Source organism: Tepidiforma thermophila (assembly GCF_002563855.1).
GTDB lineage: Bacteria > Chloroflexota > Dehalococcoidia > Tepidiformales > Tepidiformaceae > Tepidiforma > Tepidiforma thermophila.
In genome coordinates, this window is the sequence record NZ_PDJQ01000001.1 from 290,399 (window position 1) to 311,075 (window position 20,677).

Consider the following 20,677-nt stretch of genomic DNA (forward strand, 5'->3'; position numbering starts at 1 on the left):
TGTGCGGCTGATGGGACGCGGCCAGTGGCGGCTCGATGATGCGCTCATCGACGAGCTGAACCGGATTGATGCGGCGCTGGATGATGACATCAACCGCGGGGATGCGACCGAGTTCCGGGAGCACCTTGCGGCGATGCACCGGCTGATCGAGGAGCGCGGCGAGCCGCTGCCGGCGGACGAGATCGTCCCCTCGGACGCATTCGTGCCGCCGGTCGATTGTTCGCTCGAGGAGCTGCGGAAGCTGATGGACCCGGACGGGCTGATCCCGGGCGGCCCGGCAAGGGAGGCTGTCGATGGTCGATGAGCTGTTTGAGGTGCTGGAGGAGCTGTTCGAGCGCCGAAGCAAGAAGAAAAAGAAGGAAAGGGAGAAGGAGGGGAAGGGCGGCGGAGGGCGGGACGGCGTCGCGGCGGCGCCGCCCGTCTTCTGCGTCGACTGCGGGGCGCGGAACGAGGGCGGTGCGCGCTTCTGCATGGAGTGCGGGAGCCTGCTGCCGAGCCCGGGGGAGGAGCTCCGCTGCCTGAGCTGCAATGCGCAGCTGCCGCTGAAGGCGAAGTTCTGCCCGCGGTGCGGGGCAAAGGCGGCGGTCTAGGCCGGCGTCAGGGGGCGTCGATGGCGAATTCGATGTCGGAGCGTTCGCGGTGGTCTCCGCGGGCGCGTGAGCCGAAGAGGATGACGCGCCGGACGGCTGGGTGCCGGGCGAGGCGTTCGGCGAGCCAGTCGGCGACGGCGCGGGTGCGGGGGTCCATGTGCGTGAGTGTAGCGGAGGAAGCCGCGGCGGGGCGGTTCAGCGGATGGTGAAGGAGCCGGCGGCGATGGTGACGAATCCGATGGAGACCTGGTTGGTGGCCTTTACGGTGATGCTGTACGTTCCGGTCACCGGGTCACCGAAGGTGAGGAAGTCTCCCGGCCAGGCGAACTCCCGCGAATGGCCGTCCCAGTAGAGGTAGCCGGAGGCGGTCTGCGAGAAGCCGTTTGGAGGGTCGACTTCGACGCGTATGCGAAGCGGGTAGTCGAAATCGGCGAAATAGTCGGTCTGCACGGTGATGGTGAAGAGCGTGTTCCAGCGCCACCGGACGCACTCCACCCGGACCTTGAATCCGGGTGATGCCGGGATGTCGGTCCAGCCGGTGCAGGATTCGATGACGTCTCCGCCGGCGCGCGGGGGGTAGGCCGGGCCGGGCGGGGGCGCCGGCGGCCGCGGCGTGGGAGTCGGCGTCCGCGTCGGTGTTGCGGTCGGGGTCGGCGTCGGCGGCCGCGGCGTGGGAGTCGGCGTCCGCGTCGGTGTTGCGGTCGGGGTCGGCGTCGGCGGCCGCGGCGTGGGAGTCGGCGTCCGCGTGGGTGTTGCTGTCGGGGTCGGGGTTGCTGTCGGCCTGGGCGTGCGGGTGGGGGTGGGCGTAGCCGTCGGGGTAGCGGTCGGGGTGGGCGTGGGGGCCGGGTCGCTGACGAAGCCGCAGCCGGCCGCGCCGAGGGCAGCGGAAGCAGCAGCAAGGAGGGCCGCGAAGCGGATGCCCGGGCGCATGACGGCGAAAGATGGTAGCAGAGCCCGGCGACATCCCCTGTCGCGCGCGGGGTGACGGGCGTGTTCAAACGAAGGCGATTCGCTTTCCGGGCAGGATCGCCTATCATGCACAGCATTGCGGGCCGGGGATGCCGGCCCAGCCCGGGAAACCCAGGAAGAAGGAACGCCCTTGGAACTTCAGAACGTCGTCATCGTCGATGGGGTCCGCTCCGCGTTTGCGCGCGGCGGGCGGGGAAAGCTGGTGGCCACGCGCCTCGATGAGGCGGGGGCGCAGGTGCTGCGCGCGCTGCTCGAGCGGAACCCGAAGGTGCAGCCGCGGATGATCGAGGATATCGGCCTCGGGAACGTTGGTGGCGCCGGGGAGCTGGCGGGCATCGGCGCGGACACGATCGCGCGGCTCGCCGGCCTGCCCTCGGAGATCTCGGCCTTCGACACGAACCGGCAGTGCGGTTCGAGCATGGAGGTGCTGCACCGGATCGCGCAGTCGATCGCGGTGGGCGCGACGGAGGTCGGCATCGCCATGGGCGCGGAGCGGATGGGGCGGCAGCTCGGCGGCGGGCAGCGCGGCCCGACCACCCGGATCACGGAGTTCAACCGGCGCCGGCTGGAGCAGACGCCGGAGCAGCGGAACATGGCTCCGGACCACTTCGAGAACTTCTCGGTGCCCTTCCCGGACGAGATTCTCGACTATTCGCCGGTGCTTTCGATGGTGCAGACGGCCCAGAACGTGGCCGAGGTGTACAACCTGAGCCGCGAGGAGCTCGACCAGTTCGCGGTCGACAGCCACCGGAAGGCGGTGGCCGCCTACGAGAAGGGCGTCTATAAGGACGAAATCATCCCGCTTGAGGTGGAGGACCCGGTCTTCGACGCCGAGGGCAACTGGGTGGAGTCGGAGCGCGGGCCGATGATCATCTTCGACCGCGACGAGTGCATCCGGCCCGGGACGAACATCGAGACGCTGAGCCAGCTGCCGCCGGTGAAGGGCATTGTGAGCCCGACCGGGCAGGAGCTGCGGATTACGGCCGGGAACAGCTGCCCGACGAACGACGGCATCAGCGCGGTGCTGCTGATGAGCGAGAGGAAGGCGCTGGAGCTGGGGCTGGAGCCGCTCGCCCGGATCAAGGGGTACGGCATTGCGGGGATCAAGCCGCAGGTGATGGGCCTCGGCCCGGTGCCCTCGACGAAGAAGGCGCTCAAGTACGCCGGCATCGAGGCGGACCAGATCGACCGGGTCGAGTTCAACGAGGCGTTCGCGGCGCAGGTCATCCCCTCCTGCCGGGAGCTGGGCATCCCGCTGGAGAAGGTGAACGTGAACGGCGGGTCGATCGCGATCGGGCACCCGCTCGGTGCGACCGGCGCGCGGCTCGTACTGACGGTTGCGCATGAGCTGCGGCGGAGCGGCAAGAAGTACGGCCTGGCGACGCAGTGCATCGGCGCGGGGATGGGCATCAGCACCATCATCGAGGCGCTGTAAACCGCCACCTGGCTGCACTGGCAGCAATGCGCGGCGCCGGGGAGAGGTTCCCCGGCGCCGCGTTCGTTGGCGCGGTGCGCCGGTCCGGTTCTGGACCTCGGCTTTACCTTCGTTAGGGGCTCTGACCTGAACGTATGGCGCCGTCAGCGAAGATAGGCGCCGAGGCTCCACGGGAGGTCTGCTCATGAATCGGAAGCTGCTTCTCTTCGGCGGGGGCGGGCTGGCGGTGATCGCGGCGGCGGTCTTCGCCGCCTGGTTCTTCTACTTCCGGAGCGATGCGCCGGAGGAGGTGTCGCTCGAGGGAGCGCTCGAGACGGTACGGACGCCGACCGTGCCCGGGCCGACGGCGGCCGGTGCGACGCCGGCAGGCGGTGCGACGCAGCCGGCAGGCGGAAGCGCGAGCGGCGGCCTGGACGGGACGTGGACGGTGGCCACGGCAGGCGAGACGTTCGTGGGCTACCGGGTGCAGGAGGAGCTGGCGCAGATTGGGGCAGTGACCGCGGTGGGGCGGACGAGCGATGTGAAGGGTTCGGTGACCATTAAAGGGAACCGGGTGGAGCCCGGGAGCACCTTCACCGCGAATATGCAGGCGCTGAAGAGCGACCGTTCGCAGCGGGACAACGCCCTGCGCACGCAGGCGCTGGAGACGAACCGGTTCCCGACCTCGACGTTCACGCTGAAGGAGGCGGTGACGCTGCCGGCGTCGTTCGCGAACGGCGAGCCGCTGACGACGACGTTGAAAGGGAGCCTGGAGCTGCACGGGGTGACCCGCGACGTGGAGATCCCGGTGCAGGCGAAGCTGGAGAACGGGCTGATCGTGGTGGTGGGGTCGCTCGAGATCAGATTCGCCGACTACGACATTGCGCAGCCGCGGGCGCCGATTGTCCTCAGCGTGGACGACAAGGGGGTCATGGAGATCCAGCTGGTGCTGCAGAAGCAGGGGTAGGGACCGGGCAGGTCAGGCGGAGATCAGGGCGACCCCGGCGAGGGCGAGGGCGGCGCCGGCGAGGCGCAGCCGGGTGAACTGCTCGCCGGCGACGAGGCGGGCGAGGACCAGAGTCTGGACCGGGTAGAGGGAGCCGAGCACCGAGGCAATTGCGACGTTGCCGCGGCTGGTGGCGAGGGCGAAGGAGAGGTTGGCGACGCTGTCGATGGCGCCGACCGAGGCCAGGCGGAGGCTGCGCCCGGCACCCGGCCAGCGGAGCCCGCCGACGAGCGCCCCGGCCGCAGCGGTGAACAGCGCCGCACCGGCCCGGGCCGAGAGGACGCCGACGAGGGCATCGCCATCGCTGGCGGACGCGCGGTCGATGAGCAGGAAGAAGAGGCCGAAGCCGAGCGCTGCTGTGAGCCCAAGGGCGACGGGCAGCAGGTGGCGGCCATGGGTGAAGAGGCGCCCCTCGGCGGGGAGTGAGACGAGGGCGACGCCCGCGAGGGCGAGGGCGATGCCGGCAAGCGCTGCGGGCCCCGGCGCGGCCCCGGTAAGGATGGCGGCGGCGACCGGGATCACTGCACCGCAGGCGGAGAGCGGGGCGACGACGGCGGATTCGCCGAGGGAGAGGCCTTTATAGAGGGCGAGGCCGCCGAAGCTGGTGGCGAGGCCGGCGGTGAGCCCCCAGCGGACGGCGTCGGCGGAGGCACCGGGCCGGGCCACGAGGACGGCGAGGCCGAGAAGGAAGACGGCGGCCAGGTGGGAGGCGAGCCCGACGGTGAAGACGGGGAGCCGGCTGGTGAACCGGCCCCCGAGGAAGTCTGAGGTGCCCCAGGCGACGGCGGCGCCGAGGCCGAAGAGGATGGAGGTCATGCGGGGCGTGCGCCGTCAGTCGCCGTTGGCCGCCTCGTCTCCGCCGTGCCCATCCCCGGCGTCATCGACATCGAGGCCGAGGGGGAGCGTCTCGTTCAGGGCGGCATCGGGGTCGGCGCCGTTGCCGGAGGGGCGTGCCCGGCGGCGGCTCCCGGCCTGGCCGTCGTCCTCCATCATGAAGGCGGCGATGCTGGCGACGGCGTCACCCTCACCGACGCGCATCACGGTGACGCCCTGGGTGTTGCGGCCGATGCGGCTGATCTCGGAGACGCGGGTGCGGACGACGATGCCGTCGCGCGTGACGAGGAGGAGGTCCTGGCGAGGGTCGACCATGCGGCAGGCGGCGACGTTGCCGGTTTTCTCGGTGATGTTGAGGGTCTTGACGCCCTGGCCGCCCCGGCCCTGGAGGGGGTATTCGTCGATGGAGGTGCGCTTGCCGAAGCCGCGCTCGGAGATGATGAGGAGGTCGGAGCCATCGTCGGTGGTTTCGACGCCGACGACGTAGGCACCGGGCCGCAGCTTCATGCCGCGGACGCCGCCGCTGGCGCGGCTGGCATCGCGCAGGTCGTCGATTTTGAAGCGGATGGCGAGGCCATCGCTGGAGACGAGGATGACGTGGGTTTCATTGGTGGCCAGGCGTGCGGCGATGAGCTGGTCGTTCTCATCGAGGTTGAAGGCGATCTTGCCGTTGCGACGGACCTCTTCGAACTCGGAGAGGCGGGTCTTCTTGATTTCGCCGTTGCGGGTGGCGAGGAGGATGAAGTCGCGGTCGTAGGAGCGGACGGGCAGGATGGTGGTGACCCGCTCACCGGGTTCGAGGTCGATGAGATTGACGATGGGAAGGCCCTTGGCCTGCTTCTTGGTGTCGGGGACGTCGAACGCGCGGAGGTGGTAGACCTTGCCGCGGTCGGTGAAGAAGAGGAGGTTGTCGTGGCTGTCGCAGACGACGAGCTTCATGACGGCGTCCTCTTCGCGGGTGGGGGCGCCGCGGGAGCCCCTGCCGCCGCGGCTCTGGCGGCGGAACTCGTCGAGGGGCATCCGCTTGATGTAGTTGCGGATGCTGAGGGTGACGACGGAGTCCTGGTGGGGGACGAGGTCTTCTTCGCGGAAGTCTTCGGGGTCGGCCTCGACGATTTCGGTGCGGCGGGGGTCGCCGTACTTCTTCTTCAGCTCCTTCATGTCGTCGCGGATGAGGAAGTCGATCTTCCGCGGGTTGGCGAGGAGGTCTTCGAGCTCGGCGATCTTCTTGATGAGCTCCTCGTACTCGTTGAGGATGGCCTGGCGCTCGAGGGCGGCGAGGCGGCGGAGCTGCATATCGAGGATGGCGCGGGCCTGGACCTCGGTGAAGGTGAAGGGGTTCCGCTGAGCGAGGGAGCGGATGGCGGCCGGGCTGTTGGCAGGCAGCCGTTCGAGCTGGACGAGCCCGACGCCCTGGAGGAGGTCGAGGGCGGCCTGGGCGGACTCGGCGGCGCGGATGGTGGCGATGACCGCGTCGATCATGTCGATGGCGCGGAGGAGGCCCTGGAGGATGTGCTCGCGCTCGCGGGCTTTTTCGAGCTGGTACTCGGTGCGCCGGCGGATGACGTTGCGGCGGTGGTCGATGAAGAGCTCGAGGGCGCGCTTCAGGCCGAGCCGGCGGGGGGCGCCGTCGACGATCGCCATCATGTTGATGGCGAAGGTGGAGCGCATGGCGGTGTGCTTAAAGAGGAGGTTCTTGACCTGCTGGACGGAGCCCTCTTTCTTGAGCTCGATGACGATGCGCATGCCGTTCCGGTCGGACTCGTCGCGGAGGTCGGCGATGCCTTCGATTTTGCGGTCGCGGACGAGCTCGGCGATTTTTTCGATGAGCTGGGCCTTGTTCACCTGGTAGGGGAGCTCGGTGACGATGATGGCGGTGCGGCCCTTGCTCGATTCCTCGACCGTGGTGCGGGCGTGCATGGTGATGCGCCCGTGGCCTTCGCCGTAGGCGGCCCGGAGCTGGGCCTTGTCTTTGCCGACGAGGGCGATGCCGTAGGTGGGGAAATCGGGTCCCTGGATGACGGTGAGGAGGTCATCGAGGGTGGTGGTTTCGGGGTTCTCGATGAGCATCGAGATGGCGTCGGCGATCTCGCCGAGGTTGTGCGGGGGGATGCTCGTGGCCATGCCGACGGCGATGCCGGAGGAGCCGTTCAGGAGCAGGTTCGGGATGCGGGAGGGGAGGATGGAGGGCTGCTCGTGGCGGCCGTCGTAGTTGGGTTCGAAATCGACCGTGTTCTGGTCGATGTCAGCGAGCATCTCCTCGGCGATCGGGGACATGCGCGCCTCGGTGTACCGCATGGCGGCCGGGGGGTCGCCATCGACGGAGCCGAAGTTGCCCTGGCCATCGATGAGGGGGTAGCGCAGGGAGAAGTCCTGCGCCATGCGGACGAGGGTGTCGTAGACCGCCTGGTCGCCATGGGGGTGGTATTTCCCCATGACATCGCCGACGGTGGCGGCGGATTTGCGGTAGGGGGTGCCGGCGCGGGCGCCGCCTTCGTACATGCCCCAGAGGATGCGGCGCTGGACCGGCTTGAGGCCGTCGCGGACATCGGGGAGGGCGCGCGAGACGATCACGCTCATGGCGTAATCGAGGTAGCTGGTGCGCATCTCCTGTTCGATTTCGACCGGGCGGACCTGTGAGGTTGGTTCGATGGACACGGGCGACTCCGGGGCGGGCGCGAACGGGGGAAATCGTTCAGTTCATTGTACCATTTTGGCGTTTAGCGGCCCCGGCCGGAGGGGCGCAGGGCCGCGGGGGCTCGCGAGCGGACGCGGTAGGGTGCGGCTCAGTGCGCGGAAGGGTGCGGCTCAGTGGAAGAGGCGGCGGTAGTGGGTGCTGGCGAAGAATTCGCGGAGGACGGCGGCGGCCGGGCCGGCCACGGGGATGGCGTCGAGCTCGGAGGGGTGCCAGTAGCGGAAGGCCTGCCCTTCGCGGACCTCGATGAGCGACTCGGGCAGGTCGGGGTCGTCGTAGTAGATGTGGTAGACGTGGGTGAGGGAGCCGGGCAGTTCGGCGGCGCGGTAGACGCGGAAGAGGCGGAGCGATTCGAGCAGGATTCCGGTTTCCTCTTCGAACTCGCGGAAGGCGGCGGCATCGGGCGGTTCGTCGGGTTCGACGAGGCCGCCGGGGATGGACCACTGGCCGGGGTAGCGCTCGGGGGGAAGGTCGGCATCGCGGAGCTGGAGGAGGGCGCGGCCCCAGCGGTCGAGGGCGATGATGCCGACGCCGACCCGGTAGGGCTGGAGCATGCCGACGGTGCCGCGGTAGGCATCGCTGGCGGTGAAGCGGGCGAGGAGCTGGCGGGTGCCGGGGTTCATGGGGAGGGCGGCGAAGGCCCGCGGGTGGTGGTACTGGAAATCGAGGCCTTCACGCACCTGTATGGCAGTGCGGGGCACGGGGTCATCAGCCACGAAGAGGTGGAGGCAGGAGGGGAGGAGGTCGGGGATTTGGTCGGTGGTGACCGTTTCGACGTAGCGGAGGCGCTGGAGGCGGACGCCGGTCTCCTCCTCGAATTCGCGGAGGGCGGTTTCGCGGGGGGATTCGCCGGGTTCGCGGCCGCCGCCGGGGATGGTCCAGCGGCCGATGCCGGCGGGCCAGACGTCGTCGTCGCGCTGCTGGAGGAGGATGGAGCCATCGGGCGCGACGAGGAGGACGGCGGAGCCTTCGCGGCCGGAGCCGGGCGCCTTGTAGGTCATACCTTCACGGTAGCAGCCTGCGCTGCGGCCGGGGAATTGCCGAGGGCGGCCCGGGTAGGCCACGATGGTGGCCGATGGCGACGCCCTTCCTGAAGTGGGCCGGCGGGAAATCGCGGCTAGTGCCGATGGTTGCGGAGGGCATCGCCGGGCTGGCGGTCGAGCGGTACATCGAGCCCTTCCTCGGCGGGGGCGCGATGTTCTTCGGGCTGCGGGCGCGCGGGCTGCGGGCGCCGGCGGTCCTCGCCGACGCGAATCCCGAGCTCATGGCGACGTTTGCTGCCGTGCGCGACGACCCGGAGGCGGTGATTGCGGCGCTGCGGCCGCTGGCCGAGGCGTACCTCGCGGCGGGGCGGGAGGAGCGGCGCGAGCTGTACTACCGGGTGCGGGCGAGCGAGCCGGAGGGCCGGGCGGCCCGGGCGGCGCGGGTCATCTTCCTCAACCGGACGTGCTACAACGGGCTGTACCGGGTGAACCGGCAGGGGCGGTTCAATGTGCCGCACGGGCGGTACGTGCGGCCGCTGATTTGCGACGAGGCGAACCTGCGCGCATGCGCGGCGGAGCTGGCGGGGGCAGAGCTGCGCTGCGGGGACTTCGCCGAGGTATGCGCGGAGGCCGGCCCGGGAGATTTCGTTTACCTCGACCCGCCCTATCACCCGCTGAGCGCAACGGCGCGGTTCACGGCGTATACGGACCGGGCGTTCGGTTGGGACGACCAGGTGCGGCTGGCGGCAGCGGTCCGGGGGCTGGCGGCGCGGGGGGCGTGGTTCGCGCTGTCCAATTCGGCGCACCCGGCGATTGCGGCGCTCTACGAGGGGCTGCGGCCGCTGACGGTGCAGATGTCGCGGGCGATTAATTCGCGGGGTGACCGGCGGGCGCCGGTGGAGGAGTACCTGTTTTTCGGAGGGAGAAGGGAGAAGGGATGAGGGAGGAGCCTGGAGGTTGGAGACGGGAGCGGGGAACGGGGAGTGAACGCGAATCTCGTTCGGGTTTTGGGGTATACTGGGTCGGCGGAGGTGGTCGATGGTTGCTGCGCCGAATGTGAACGACCCGGCATTCCTGGAGAATCCGTTTCCGTCCTACGAGCTGGGGCGGGCGATGAGCCCGCTGGTCCTGCCGGACCGGGGCCTGGCGATGGTCTTCGGGTACGACGACTGCGTCGGGATCCTGAAGGACTGGGAGACGTGGTCGTCGCGGTTCCCGCCGCCGCCGGACGTGGCGGACCCGCCGGAGCCAACGATGCTGAATTCGGACCCGCCGCGGCACACACGGCTGCGGTCGCTGGTGAACCAGGCGTTTACACCGCGGATGGTGGAGCAGCTGGAGCCGCGCATCCGGGAGATTACGCGGGAGCTGCTGGAGCCGGCCCTCGAGGCGGAAGCGTGCGACCTGGTGGCCGCGCTGGCATACCCGCTGCCGGTCATTGTCATCGCCGAGATTCTTGGGATTCCGCCGGAGGACCGGGCGCAGTTCAAGGAGTGGTCGGACGAGGTGGTCGCGAGCCTCGGTACGGGGTTCGGGAGCGGGCGGCAGATCCGGGCCGAGGTGTTCGAGGAGATGCGGGAGTACTTCACCCGGATGACGGAAGAGCGGCGCCGGCATCCGCGGAACGACCTGATCAGCGGGCTGGTGGAGGCGGAGCAGGACGGCGAGCGGCTGACGTTCACCGACCTGCTGCAGATGCTGATCCTGCTGCTGGTAGCCGGGAACGAGACGACGACGAACCTGATCAGCAACGCGATGCTGAGCTTCATGGAGCACCGGGACGAGCTGGCGAAGGTGGAGGCGAACCCGGCGCTCATCCCCTCGGCGCTGGAGGAGGTGCTGCGGTTCAATTCGCCGGTGCAGGCGACGGCCCGCCGGCCCACGCGGGATGTGGAGCTGCGGGGCCGGACGATCCCGGCGGGGATGGTGACGCTGGTGTGGCTGGCGGCGGCGAACCGCGACCCGGAGCAGTTCCCGGAGCCGCTGCGGTTTGATGTGACGCGCTCGCCGAACCGGCACCTGGCGTTCGGGATGGGGATTCACTTCTGCCTTGGGGCGCCGCTGGCGCGGCTGGAGGCGCGGGTGGCCTACGAGGAGCTGCTCGGCGCGGCGACGGGATTCGAACGGACGACGGAGGGGCCGCTGCCGCGGGTGCCGACGTTCTTCATGCGCGGGGTGCTGGAGCTGCCGATTGCGTTCCGGCGGCGGTGAGGGCTAGCGCTTGAGGCCGGGCGGGAGGTTGCGGTCAGAGCACCCGGCGGGCTCGTCTATTTCTGCCCAGCACGAAGGCGAACGGCCGCGGCACGTCGCGTTCGACCGCCTGAAGCCATTCCCAGCGAATGAGGAGGAGCCGCAAGACCTCCCACCGCGGTGCCTGGCCGGTCTTCAGGAAGACGAGGCCGCAATTGCTGAGCCGTATGAGGTCAACCAGCGCGACACTCTGGAGGATTGCCGTGTCCTCGGATAGGCCGAGATAGCCGTGCTGGCCAACCCACCGAAGCCAGGCGGGGTCGGCCGCTCCCTGCTGGATGGGGCCGCCGCGCTTCGGCCGCTCAATATCCTCCGCACCGGGCACACCGATGTGGAGGAGCGCGCCGGGCACTTTCGTGCCCATGCTCTCGTCGAAGAAGAGCCTCACGCTGCGATCCGGAGGGCAGCCTCAACGACCTCCCTGTCGAGTTCGAGGTCCTCAGCGATCCAGTCAATGCTCTCTCCGGCCCGTTTGAAGCGCCCGGCAATGACGTCCACCCTGAGATTCCGGCCGGCGATGGTCGGTCGGCCGACGGCGACTGCCGGGTCGACCACCACCTGGACCGCGCGGCCGGCCGGGAACCAGCGGAGTGCGAGCCGGTCGAGGGTCGTGTCGAAGTCGAACTGCTCGCCGAGCTCCTGAACCGAGTAGGGCAGTGCGAACTGTCCGCCGAGGTCGATGGAAAGCCGGCCCGGTCCGGGGTTGGCGCCCTCGAACTCGTGCATGATGTGGCCGCCCTCGTAGAACAGCCGCCGGCTGGCGAAGGGGTGCTCTATCCCCAAGGCGTGGCGAGCGAATTCATGGGCGACGCGGAGCCGCTGGAGGGAGATGCGGGCGACGCCGTCGCGGCCCTCGCGGAATCCGCGGACGACAACGATTTCCGCCAGGTCCAAAAACGACAGCAATGGGCCTTCGTGCGGAACGACCGGCCGAAAGCCTCTTCCCCCGGGCGTCGTCGTTCGGCCGCGGAGCCACGCTCGAACAAGCTGCGGCGAGGCCCCCGCGAGCCGCGCCGCTTCCGTGATGGTGTAGCGGGGTTCGCGGCGAATCCGGTCGAGCAGATCAGCGTCGGGTTCAGGGATACGGTTCCAGTCCACAATCTCCTCCGCGGGCTAGCGCTTGAGGCCGGGCGGGAGGTTGCGGTACATGCCTTCGCGCCAGTCGATGGCGCCTTTGAGGCCGGTGCCGGCCTCCATGCTCTCGCGCATCCGGTCCTGCCAGGCGTAGCTGAAGCTGGTCATCTGGGCCATGGCGTCCATGTCGGTCGAGCTGCGCACCGACGAGTAGATGCCCATGTTCTCGTAGAAGCGGTTCATGTTGAGTTTGAGGATGGCGAGGTGGTCGGCGGTGGCGTTGGCGAGCCGGTCGGCGAGGGCGATGGTGTTCTCCTCGAGCTCCTCTTTCGGCCAGGCGTAGTTGATCATGCCGATCCGCTCGGCTTCGCGGCCGGAGATGGAGTCGCCGGTGTAGTAGAGCTCTTTCGCCTTGCGCATGCCGATGACGAGCGGCCAGATGACGCCGGTGCGGCTGGTGCCGAGGCCCCGGAGGCCCGGGTGGCCGAGCTGGGCGTCTTCGGCGGCGACGACGAGGTCGGCCATCATGGCGAGTTCGCAGCCGCCGGCGAGGGCGTAGCCGTGGACCTGGGCGATGGTCACCTTCGCCATGTTCCAGAAGTACAGGTGGATGTCGGTAATCTGCTGCATACCGGTGCGGATGCCCATGAGCAGCCGGCGGCCTTTTTCGTCGGTGGTGCGGTAGCGGCGAACGACGCCGTCGGCGCCGCCGCGGGGCGGGGCGAGGTCGTACCCGGCGCTGAAGGTGCGGCCGGCGCCGCGGACGATGATGACGCGGGCGGTGTCGTCGGCCTCGAGGTCGTGGAGGGCGTCCCAGAACTCGAAGAGGAGCTCCTGGGAGAGGGCGTTCATCTTTTCGGGGCGGTTGAGGGTGATGCGGGCGACGCGGCCGTCGGTCCCGACGCGGTCGATCAGGAGGTTTTCGTAGGCGCGGCTCATGACCGGTGATTATAGGGAGGCGGGACGGAGCCGGCCGCCGGCGAGGAGGGCTGCGGCCAGGAGCGCGGCGAGGAGGGCTGCAGCGGCGCTGAAGGAGAAGGTTGCCTTCGGCCCAAAGGCATCCCAGAGGACGCCGGCGAGGAGGCTGGCGGCGAGGACGAGACCGCCGGTGACACCCTGGAAGAGGCCCAGCGCGGTAGAGCGCGCATCGGGGGGCGCCAGGTCGGCGATGAACGCTTTGCCGATGCCCTCGGTGGCCGCGATATACGCGCCGTAGAGCGGGAAGAGGAGCCAGGCGGCTGCGCCGGTGCCGGCGAGGGCAAACCCGAGGTAGACGGCGGCGAAGACGAGGTAGCCGCCGACGATGACGGCGGGACGCGGGATGCGGTCGCTGAGGGCGCCGGCGGGGTACGACAGGAGCGCATAGACGGCGTTGTAGACGACGTAGGCGAGGACGACGGCCGTGGTGGTGAGGCCGAGGTCCTTCGCGCGGAGGATGAGGAAGGCATCGGAGGAGTTGCCGAGCATGAAGAGGCCGGTGACGCCGAGGAAGAGCCAGTAGGCCGGCGGGAGGCTGCGGAGGCCGGGGCGGGGGCCGTCGGCAGGTGAGCGGGCCGGAGCCGGGACTTCGGGCACGCGGGCGACGACGATCACGGAGATGGCGGCGGGGATGAGCGCAAGGGCGATCGCCCAGCGGAGGTGCTCCTGGCCGACGCTGGCGAGGAATGCGAGGGCGAGGAGCGGGCCGAGTACGGCGCCGAGGGTATCGAAGGCGCGGTGGAAGCCGAAGATGCGCCCGCGGGTTTCGGGGGCAGCGACATCGGCGAGCATGGCATCGCGCGCGGGGGTGCGGATGCCCTTGCCGAAGCGGTCGACGGCGCGGCCGGCGAGGGCGAATCCCCAGGCTGGTGCGGCCGCGAGGATGAGCTTGCCGAGGGCTGCGAGGGCGTAGCCGGCGACGACGAACGGCTTGCGGGCGCCGGCGGCGTCGCTCCAGCGGCCGGCCAGGGGGCGGGTCGCGTAGGCGGTGGCCTCGGCGACGCCTTCGACCAGGCCGACGGCGGCCACGGGCGCGCCGAGCGTGGCGGTCAGGAAGATCGGGATGAGCGGGTAGACGAGTTCGGAGGAGATATCGGCGAAGAAGGAGGTGAGGCCGAGGAGCCAGGCTGTCCGGGGGATGGCGCGAACGCGGGGAGGCACGCGGGCATGGTGCACGCGAGCCGGGGACGGAACAAGCGCCGGCGGTGTCACGCCTCAGCGCGGCGTTCGGCGACGGGCGTCAGCGCTCCAGGAGGGCGGCCGGTGGAGGGCTATCGCCTTCGACCCGGAGTGTGGTGGTCCGGTGGCCGGCGCCGCCGCGGATGGCGGCTTCGCGGACGATAGCGGTGCGGGTGGAGCGGCCGACGGTGAGTTCGACGCGGTCGCCGGGGAGGATGGCGGCAACGCCCTGGATGACGAGTTCGCCGGTCCAGGGTTCGGGGCCGCCGTTGCGGGCGAGCGAGGCGGCGACGCGGGTTTCGACGCCGTCGCCGAACGCCAGGCGGGCTTCACCCTGCCAGGTCGCGGTGGTGCTCATGTCCGGAGCTTAGCACGTGCTAAGTCAACGCGGGGTAATGCGTAACACATCGTGACAGCGTTCATTCCGGAAGCTGGACGGGTGTTCAGCGGCTTTCCCGGTAGGGCGGGGTCGGGTGTAATCGGGCCAGACCTCTCGAGGGAGCGCGCCGGTGGAGACCTTCCTGCACATGACGTTTGTGTGGCTGCACATCCTGGGCATTGCGCTGTGGGTGGGGCCGCAGGTGTTCCTCGCGGTGGTTTGGGGGCCGGCCTCGCGGCAGATTGCCGACCTGCCGACGCGGGTTGCGGCGATGCGGACGATTACGCGGCGGTTCGGCTACCTCGGCGGGTTCGGGCTGGCGCTGATCATCGTCGCGGGGACGTACCTGGTGTTTACGTGGCGGGACTACTACGCGATCCCGTCGGATGCGGAGTTCACGAGCCTGCGGTTCGGCGCCTGGTTCATCATCAAGATGAATGTGCTGATCGTGATGCTGGCGGTGGTGGCGCTGCACACGTTCTGGGCTGGTCCGAGGCAGCTGCGGCTGTACGAGGCGAAGGCGCGGGGAGAGGCGGTGGACGAGGGTGCGCTGCGGCGGGCGCGGATGGTTTCGATGACGCTGAGCCTGCTGGGGCTGGTGCTGACGCTGGCGCTGATGGTGATGGGGGTGATGATCGGGACGAGCAGCTGGAGCCTGCAGGAGGTGTAGGGGGCGGGGCGCGGGGGGCGGGCCGGGGGTCTGCCCCGGCCCGCTTTGATCGGAACGGTCCGAGAACCCGGCTACGGGTTCACGAGCCAGCTGACCGGGCTCGGGCCGGGGCGGATGGCGATGAAGTAGCTGACCCCCGTGCGGAGGGTGGTGAAGTCGTTGGCGCCGGGCACGTTCTCGGCGCCGGGGAAGTAGCCGCGCCAGCGCTGGGCTGCCGGGTCGAACGTCCAGATGGCGCTGATGCGGGCACGGATCGTGGGATTGGCCGCGAGCAGGGCGGCGATCGAGGCGTTATCGGGGCCGGCCCAGGCGATAAGGGTGTAGGTGGTGTAGAGGGTGTAGGTCGCGGGCCCGGGCGTGACGGTCGACGAACCGGTGCCGCCGGTGCCAGTATCGCCAGTGCCGGTCCCGCCGGTGCCAGTGCCGCCCGTACCGGTACCGCCCGTTCCGCCGGTGCCCCCCGTGCCAGTGCCGCCTGTACCGGTACCGCCCGTTCCGCCGGTGCCCCCCGTGCCCGTGCCGCCCGTACCGGTGCCGCCCGTACCAGTCCCGCCGGTGCCGCCGGAGGGCGGAGGCGAGGGCGGCGCGAGGCAGGTAAAGTCGTCGGCCGGGGTGTTCGGGCTGGTGCCGTTGGCGGTGGTCACGCGGATGTCGACCTGGCCGGGCGCGCGGGCGGCCGGCCGGATGACGAGCGTGTTAGCGTTGATGTAGGTGACGGTCGCGGCGGCGCCGCCAAAGGTGACCGTGGCGCCCGAGGTGAAGGCGCTGCCGAGGATGGCTACCTGCAGGTTGCCGTCGCAGATGCCGGAGCTGGGCACGATACCGGAGACCGATGGCGCGGCGGTGATGGGCGCCGGGGTTGAGCTGGCCGGCGGCGGCGTGCTCGCGGCCGCGCAGACCAGGTCATCGGCGGCGACATCGGGGGAGGTGCCTTCGATGGTAGTGACGGTGACACGGTAGGTGCCTGCCGGGAGCGATGGCGCGAGGACGAGGAGGGAGCCTTCGCCCCAGGAGAGCGCGAGCGGCTCGAAGGTCGCCTGGGTTGTCCCTACCCTGACGGTGAGGGCGGTGGCGGAATCGTAGGGATAGCGGGCGATGCGGGTGCCGCGGAGGACGAACCAGTGCTGGCCGTTGCAGGTGGTGGAGGGCGGGGTCAGCGAGGTGACCGCCGGGCCGGGGCCGTAGTAGAGGAAGTCGTCGTCGGTGCCTGAGGTGTCGCTGTAAAGGTAGTTGTACTCGGACGGCTGCACCCTGACCTGCACGCTGACGGGTCCGTAGGGGGCTGCCGGGCCGCCCAGCCGGGCAGGGGTAGTGCAGGTCAGTTCCCCGTCGTTCACCCGGACGAGGTTCGTGCACTCCTCGCCCAGGAGGGTAACGCGGACGGTGCCCGGGCCGAAGTTGCGGCCGCGGATGGTGATGGGGGTGCCGCCCGTGATGGGGCCGGCGTTGGGGGTGACGGAGGTGACAACGGGCAGATGGTCGTTGTCTTCGATGGTGACCGTCACGGTTGACCGGGTGCCGAGGACAGCGCCGCCGGTGGGGTTGAAGAGTTCGAGAATAACCGTTTCGTTGGGCTCCCGCTCATCATCGTCGATGACGGTGAACTCGCAGTACTTCTCCGAGACGTCGCCATCTGCCCAGCTGAGGGTCGGCGGCGGGTCAGGGAACGTGTAGTCGGACCCTGGCGTGGCGGTGCCGCCGGGGGTGGCCACCCGGCACTGGACCGTTACCGCGCCCACGGCGCCGTCGCGGCGGTAGACGGCCACCCGGGTAGTGTTCCTACCCTCCTGCGCGGAGCCCCAGTCGAAGGACAGCGAACCCGGGACGTCGTTGTCGCGGATGGTGACGGTGGCCTCAGCGTTCGAGGTGCTCACCCTGGCCCCGCCGGTCGGGTTTACGAGCTCAACAACAAAGGTCTCATCCGGCTCGTTCAGAACCGTGTCGTCGATGACGAGAAACGAGCAAGGTTTCGAACCGGACTCACCGCTGGTCCAGCTCAGCACCTGCTCTGCGAGGGTGAAGTCCGACCCTGGGGTGGCTGTGCCGGCGCCGCTCTTCACCCGGCAGGTCACGCTGACTGAGCCGGTGTTGCCTGAGCGATACACATATACGGAGCGCGTACCCTCGCCCTCAGTTACGGTCGCCCCGCCTACGGAGAACTCGCCCGGGACGTCGTTGTCGTAGATGGTGACGGTGGCTTCACCGTTCGAGGTGCTCACCGTCGCGCCACCGGTTGGGTTGACAAGCTCGACGACGAACGTCTCGGTCCCCTCCACAAGCGCGTCATCGACGACGGAGAACGAGCAGGATTTCGAGCTGCTCTCCCCCGTGTTCCAGGTGAGGGTCTGCTCCGCGAGGGTGAAGTCATCAGTCGGCGTGGCGGTGCCGGCGCCGCTCTTCACCCGGCAGGTGACGCTCACCGGACCAGCATTGCCCGAGCGGTAGACGAACACCGAGCCCGTACCGGCAGCCTCGGACACGCCAGTCCCGGAGACGGAGAACTCGCCCGGGACGTCGTTGTCGCGGATTGTGACAGTGGCCTCACCGTTCGTCGGGCTGATGATTGACATGCCCTGGGGATCCACGAGTTCGACGACAAACGTTTCGCTGTCTTCGACCTCCTCATCATCAACGATTGTGAATGAGCAGGATTTAGTGGTCGGCCATTCTGACGGTATCCATGTGAGCGTTTTTTGCTCAAACGTAAAGTCTACTCCAGGAGAAGCTGTCCCAGTGTCAGGCTTTAACCTGCAGGTGACACTAACCGCTTCAAGTGGCTGCCTCGAAATCGAAACGTAAATCTGGTGATTTTGCACCCCTTCTCGCACCTCTGCGGGCGATACAGAGAAGGTCGTGACCATCCAGTCTTCCGGGTCAATCAAGATCAGCGTGAACGTTGAAGGGCTTGCAATAGGCGCGCCGGACGCTTCAGCGAGCTCCAGTATGATGGTCTCTTCGCCTTCAGGAGCCCGGTCAAAGACCAGCGTGACCCGGCACTCCTTAGCCTCTTCATCGCCATCGGACCAGGTCAGCGTTTGCTCTGCGAATTCGAAGTCCTCGTGATGGGTCGCGGTACCGAGTGCCGTGAGGCGACACTTGACCGACGCCTCACCAGCGCTCCCGCCGGTCCGAAACACCCTGACCCCCACTTCGGCGTTGTACTCGTCGAATCGACCGCTAGCTTGAGAAAACATGAATGCGCCGCGGTTGTCGTCGTCGAGCACGGAAACTTCCACCAACCCAATCCATGGGCCTCCAACGACACTCACCGAGATTTGCGCCCTCTCCGTCTGCTCCTCCTCGGGGTCATTCGTGAGCTCGAACTCGCAGGTAGCGAGGCGGCTATCGGCAAGGAACGACGCCGTGACCGTCGATGGGGTGTAGTCAGCGCCGGGCGTGGCATACGCTGAGGAGCTATTGCCGGTGCAGGTGACGTCCACCGCGGTGTCCGCCGGGCCCGCGCGGAGGACTGGGACCTTGAAGGTGGTATCCGTCCTCTCGCGCACGTAGTAGCCGTACGCGCCGAAGGCGTACGCGGGAGTCGTCGCGTCGTCATCGATGACGGAGACCGTGTGGTACCGGCCGGTCTGCGGGACGCGCGCGTTCGCAGGCGCGTACAGCTCCAGCCCGTAGCTGCGGATGGGCGACGGATCGGCAGCAGTGTTATTCGCCACGGCGAGGCAGGAACCCGCCGCGCCGGGCCAGTCGACGGTGCCCACGGTTTGGCCGGGCGCGAAGGTGACCGTGAGCGAGTAGGGCGGAGCGTAGAAATCGGCCGCGCCCGACGGTCCCTGAACCGTGACTGTCTGAGCTGTGGAGGTATCGCCCTCGCGGATGATTTTGATGCAGTGCGTGCCCCCGTCTTCCATGACGTTGGACCAGGGGGTTTCGAAACGGAAGGTAGTCGGCGTGGCGGACTGGGCACCGGCCTGGCGGGTCGCAGGCCCGGCAGCCAGCACGAATGCCACCGCAGCGAGGGCCGCCATCGCCAGCGCGGCCCACCGCCGCCGTCGTCCGATGGGGTGGAGTCGAGCAGTCATGGAGCCTCCAGGTCGCTCAGTTCATGCCCGGCTGGTGGCAGCCGGGGAGATGAATCGTAGCCACCGGGTGCATGCTGCGTCACGCATTTTTATGTCGCTCTAACGAAGACGACAGGAATTGTCGCGAACTGCCCGGGGGCGGGGCGCGGGGGGCGGCTTTCGGCGATAATCCGGCCGTGGCACAGCAGGGTTCGGCGGTGCAGGCGGATTCGCAGGCAGGGGCGCAGGGCGCGCCGGCGCGACGCCGTATCGTCATCGACCTCGGCTGCGGGCGGCGGAAGAAGCCGGGGGCCATTGGGCTGGATATCGCGCGGGTGCCGGGCGTCGATGTGATCGCCGATGTGACGCGTCCGCTGCCGCTGAAGGACAGCTCGGTCGATGAGGTGTACGCCTCGCACCTGATTGAGCACGTGGACGATCTGATGGCGTTCATGGGGGAGGTGTGGCGGGTGTGCAGGCCGGGGGCGCTGGTGTACTTCCGCTTTCCACACGGTTCGACGCCGTTTCTGACGTGGAAGGACCCGACGCACCGGCGGGGGGTGTACCTGGCGATGTTCGAGTACTTCGACCCGACGACGCTGGACGGGCAGGTGTGGGGGTACTACCACCCGGCGAAGTTCAAGATTGAGCGGCGGCGGCTGCACTTCAATTTGAATTTCGATACGGTGCGCCCGGGGCGGGTGCGCGCGGTGGTGGGGTGGGTGCTGGACCGGCTGGCGAACCGGAGCGAGCGGTGGCTGTACGTGTGCGAGCGGTGGTGGGGGAACTGGGTGGGGATGGAGGAGGCGGAGATCTGGCTGCGGGCGCTGAAGCCGGGGGGCTGAGGGGGCGGGGGGCCACTGCACGAATGCCCGGAATTGCGGAGTGCCAGGGCCCTGGTATCCTGGGCGGCCAGGATGCGCCCGGGGGATATCGTCACGCACCAGGAGATGTGCGCGGCGGAGGGAGTGGGGATGCTGCAGCGGGGCATGTACTTCCGCGAGCCCCCAAACCACGGCGTCATCTTGATGTCCCTTCGGCCGAACGCGCCTTATGCCGATGCCGTCGAACCCGACGGGACCATCTGGTACGAGGGCCACGACGCGCCGCGCTCGGCGAAGACACCGGACCCAAAGCGGCTTGACCAGCCGAGGACTTCGTCCGCCGGCACCCTGACACAGAACGGGCGGTTCGCGGAGGCGGTCGAGCGGTTTCGCCAAGGCAAAGCTCCGCCGGCCCGGTTCCATGTCTACGAGAACCTGCGCAAGGGAATCTGGGTCTTTCGGGGCGCCTACCTTTTGACCGACTACCGTTTCGAGTGGTCAGCACGCGAGGGACGGAACGTCTTCCGTTTCCGGCTGGAGCCGGCCCTGGAAACGAGCGAGGCGTCGTGGATGCCGGAATCGAGCGCGAACCTGGAGGCAGAGCGGCGCATCCCTGGGTGGGTTCAGGCGGAGGTGTACAAACGCGACCGCGGGCGGTGCGTGAAGTGCGGTGCGACGAACGACCTGCACTTCGACCACATCCTTCCGTACTCGAAGGGCGGTTCGAGCCGCGACCCGAACAACATCCAACTCCTCTGCGGGCGGCATAACCTGGAGAAGGGCGCGGGCTTCGGCGAGTAGGGTTCGAGCCAG

20 protein-coding genes are annotated in these 20,677 nt (G+C 69.0%); 9 read left to right on the plus strand and 11 right to left on the minus strand.

Features of this window, described 5'->3' with window-relative positions; genetic code table 11:
* The first annotated feature begins 10 nt into the window (after positions 1 to 10).
* Both pspAA and A9A59_RS01425 read left to right on the plus strand, forming a co-directional pair.
* A complete protein-coding gene (pspAA, locus tag A9A59_RS01420; protein ID WP_165772422.1) occupies positions 11 to 304 on the plus strand; it encodes a PspA-associated protein PspAA in 294 nt (97 codons plus the stop codon).
* Positions 294 to 590 (plus strand): zinc ribbon domain-containing protein, encoded by a 297-nt coding sequence (locus A9A59_RS01425; protein WP_098502577.1) that lies wholly within the window; start codon positions 294 to 296, stop codon positions 588 to 590. Before pspAA ends, A9A59_RS01425 begins: the two co-directional genes overlap by 11 nt.
* 7 nt (positions 591 to 597) lie before the next feature.
* Here the strand turns inward: A9A59_RS01425 and A9A59_RS01430 are convergent, their stop codons facing one another.
* Both A9A59_RS01430 and A9A59_RS14220 read right to left on the minus strand, forming a co-directional pair.
* Positions 598 to 747 carry a nucleotidyltransferase domain-containing protein gene (locus A9A59_RS01430; protein WP_098502578.1) on the minus strand — a complete coding sequence of 50 codons (150 nt, stop codon included), beginning with the start codon at positions 745 to 747 and terminating at the stop codon, positions 598 to 600.
* 38 nt (positions 748 to 785) lie between these two features.
* On the minus strand, positions 786 to 1,520 hold the full coding sequence (locus A9A59_RS14220; RefSeq protein WP_181950224.1) for a hypothetical protein: 735 nt from the start codon (positions 1,518 to 1,520) through the stop codon (positions 786 to 788).
* Positions 1,521 to 1,689: 169 nt separating this feature from the next.
* Between A9A59_RS14220 and A9A59_RS01440 the strand changes: the two genes are divergently transcribed.
* On the plus strand, positions 1,690 to 2,994 hold the full coding sequence (locus tag A9A59_RS01440) for a thiolase family protein (RefSeq protein ID WP_165772423.1): 1,305 nt from the start codon (positions 1,690 to 1,692) through the stop codon (positions 2,992 to 2,994).
* A gap of 184 nt (positions 2,995 to 3,178) precedes the next feature.
* On the plus strand, positions 3,179 to 3,940 hold the full coding sequence (locus A9A59_RS01445; protein WP_098502580.1) for a YceI family protein: 762 nt from the start codon (positions 3,179 to 3,181) through the stop codon (positions 3,938 to 3,940).
* A 12-nt stretch (positions 3,941 to 3,952) separates the two neighbouring features.
* Here the strand turns inward: A9A59_RS01445 and A9A59_RS01450 are convergent, their stop codons facing one another.
* The 3 genes from A9A59_RS01450 to A9A59_RS01460 all read right to left on the minus strand — a co-directional run bounded on the left by A9A59_RS01450 (position 3,953) and on the right by A9A59_RS01460 (position 8,509).
* Positions 3,953 to 4,795 (minus strand): EamA family transporter, encoded by an 843-nt coding sequence (locus tag A9A59_RS01450; protein WP_098502581.1) that lies wholly within the window; start codon positions 4,793 to 4,795, stop codon positions 3,953 to 3,955.
* Between the two features lie 15 nt (positions 4,796 to 4,810).
* Positions 4,811 to 7,471: a DNA gyrase subunit A gene (gyrA, locus tag A9A59_RS01455; RefSeq protein ID WP_165772424.1), complete on the minus strand. Its 2,661-nt coding sequence runs from the start codon at positions 7,469 to 7,471 to the stop codon at positions 4,811 to 4,813.
* Between the two features lie 150 nt (positions 7,472 to 7,621).
* On the minus strand, positions 7,622 to 8,509 hold the full coding sequence (locus tag A9A59_RS01460; RefSeq protein ID WP_098502582.1) for an NUDIX hydrolase: 888 nt from the start codon (positions 8,507 to 8,509) through the stop codon (positions 7,622 to 7,624).
* Positions 8,510 to 8,583: 74 nt separating this feature from the next.
* Between A9A59_RS01460 and A9A59_RS01465 the strand changes: the two genes are divergently transcribed.
* Positions 8,584 to 9,432, plus strand: a complete 849-nt coding sequence (locus tag A9A59_RS01465; RefSeq protein WP_098502583.1) for a DNA adenine methylase — start codon at positions 8,584 to 8,586, stop codon at positions 9,430 to 9,432.
* Between the two features lie 97 nt (positions 9,433 to 9,529).
* Entirely contained in the window at positions 9,530 to 10,702 is a 1,173-nt protein-coding gene (locus tag A9A59_RS01470) for a cytochrome P450 (RefSeq protein ID WP_098502584.1), read from the plus strand.
* Positions 10,703 to 10,736: 34 nt separating this feature from the next.
* On the opposite strand, the gene A9A59_RS01475 is transcribed toward A9A59_RS01470, so the two are convergent.
* From A9A59_RS01475 to A9A59_RS01495, 5 genes are all read right to left on the minus strand, one after another.
* On the minus strand, positions 10,737 to 11,129 hold the full coding sequence (locus tag A9A59_RS01475) for a PIN-like domain-containing protein (RefSeq protein ID WP_098502585.1): 393 nt from the start codon (positions 11,127 to 11,129) through the stop codon (positions 10,737 to 10,739).
* Complete coding sequence (locus A9A59_RS01480) at positions 11,126 to 11,839, minus strand: DUF433 domain-containing protein (RefSeq protein ID WP_133117468.1); 714 nt, start codon at positions 11,837 to 11,839, stop codon at positions 11,126 to 11,128. Before A9A59_RS01480 ends, A9A59_RS01475 begins: the two co-directional genes overlap by 4 nt.
* Positions 11,840 to 11,854: 15 nt before the next feature.
* Positions 11,855 to 12,754 (minus strand): enoyl-CoA hydratase-related protein, encoded by a 900-nt coding sequence (locus A9A59_RS01485; protein ID WP_098502587.1) that lies wholly within the window; start codon positions 12,752 to 12,754, stop codon positions 11,855 to 11,857.
* Positions 12,755 to 12,763: 9 nt separating this feature from the next.
* Positions 12,764 to 13,954: an MFS transporter gene (locus A9A59_RS01490; RefSeq protein WP_098502588.1), complete on the minus strand. Its 1,191-nt coding sequence runs from the start codon at positions 13,952 to 13,954 to the stop codon at positions 12,764 to 12,766.
* A gap of 79 nt (positions 13,955 to 14,033) precedes the next feature.
* Complete coding sequence (locus tag A9A59_RS01495; protein ID WP_098502589.1) at positions 14,034 to 14,330, minus strand: hypothetical protein; 297 nt, start codon at positions 14,328 to 14,330, stop codon at positions 14,034 to 14,036.
* A 151-nt stretch (positions 14,331 to 14,481) separates the two neighbouring features.
* On the opposite strand from A9A59_RS01495, the gene A9A59_RS01500 reads away from it, so the two are divergent.
* Entirely contained in the window at positions 14,482 to 15,021 is a 540-nt protein-coding gene (locus A9A59_RS01500) for a hypothetical protein (protein ID WP_098502590.1), read from the plus strand.
* Between the two features lie 71 nt (positions 15,022 to 15,092).
* On the opposite strand, the gene A9A59_RS01505 is transcribed toward A9A59_RS01500, so the two are convergent.
* The gene (locus tag A9A59_RS01505; protein ID WP_098502591.1) at positions 15,093 to 19,061 is read right to left on the minus strand and encodes a Calx-beta domain-containing protein; all 3,969 of its coding nucleotides are present in this window, start codon (positions 19,059 to 19,061) and stop codon (positions 15,093 to 15,095) included.
* Between the two features lie 176 nt (positions 19,062 to 19,237).
* On the opposite strand from A9A59_RS01505, the gene A9A59_RS01510 reads away from it, so the two are divergent.
* The gene (locus A9A59_RS01510; RefSeq protein WP_165772425.1) at positions 19,238 to 19,885 is read left to right on the plus strand and encodes a class I SAM-dependent methyltransferase; all 648 of its coding nucleotides are present in this window, start codon (positions 19,238 to 19,240) and stop codon (positions 19,883 to 19,885) included.
* Between the two features lie 72 nt (positions 19,886 to 19,957).
* Entirely contained in the window at positions 19,958 to 20,665 is a 708-nt protein-coding gene (locus A9A59_RS01515; RefSeq protein WP_098502593.1) for an HNH endonuclease, read from the plus strand.
* Positions 20,666 to 20,677 lie beyond the last annotated feature (12 nt).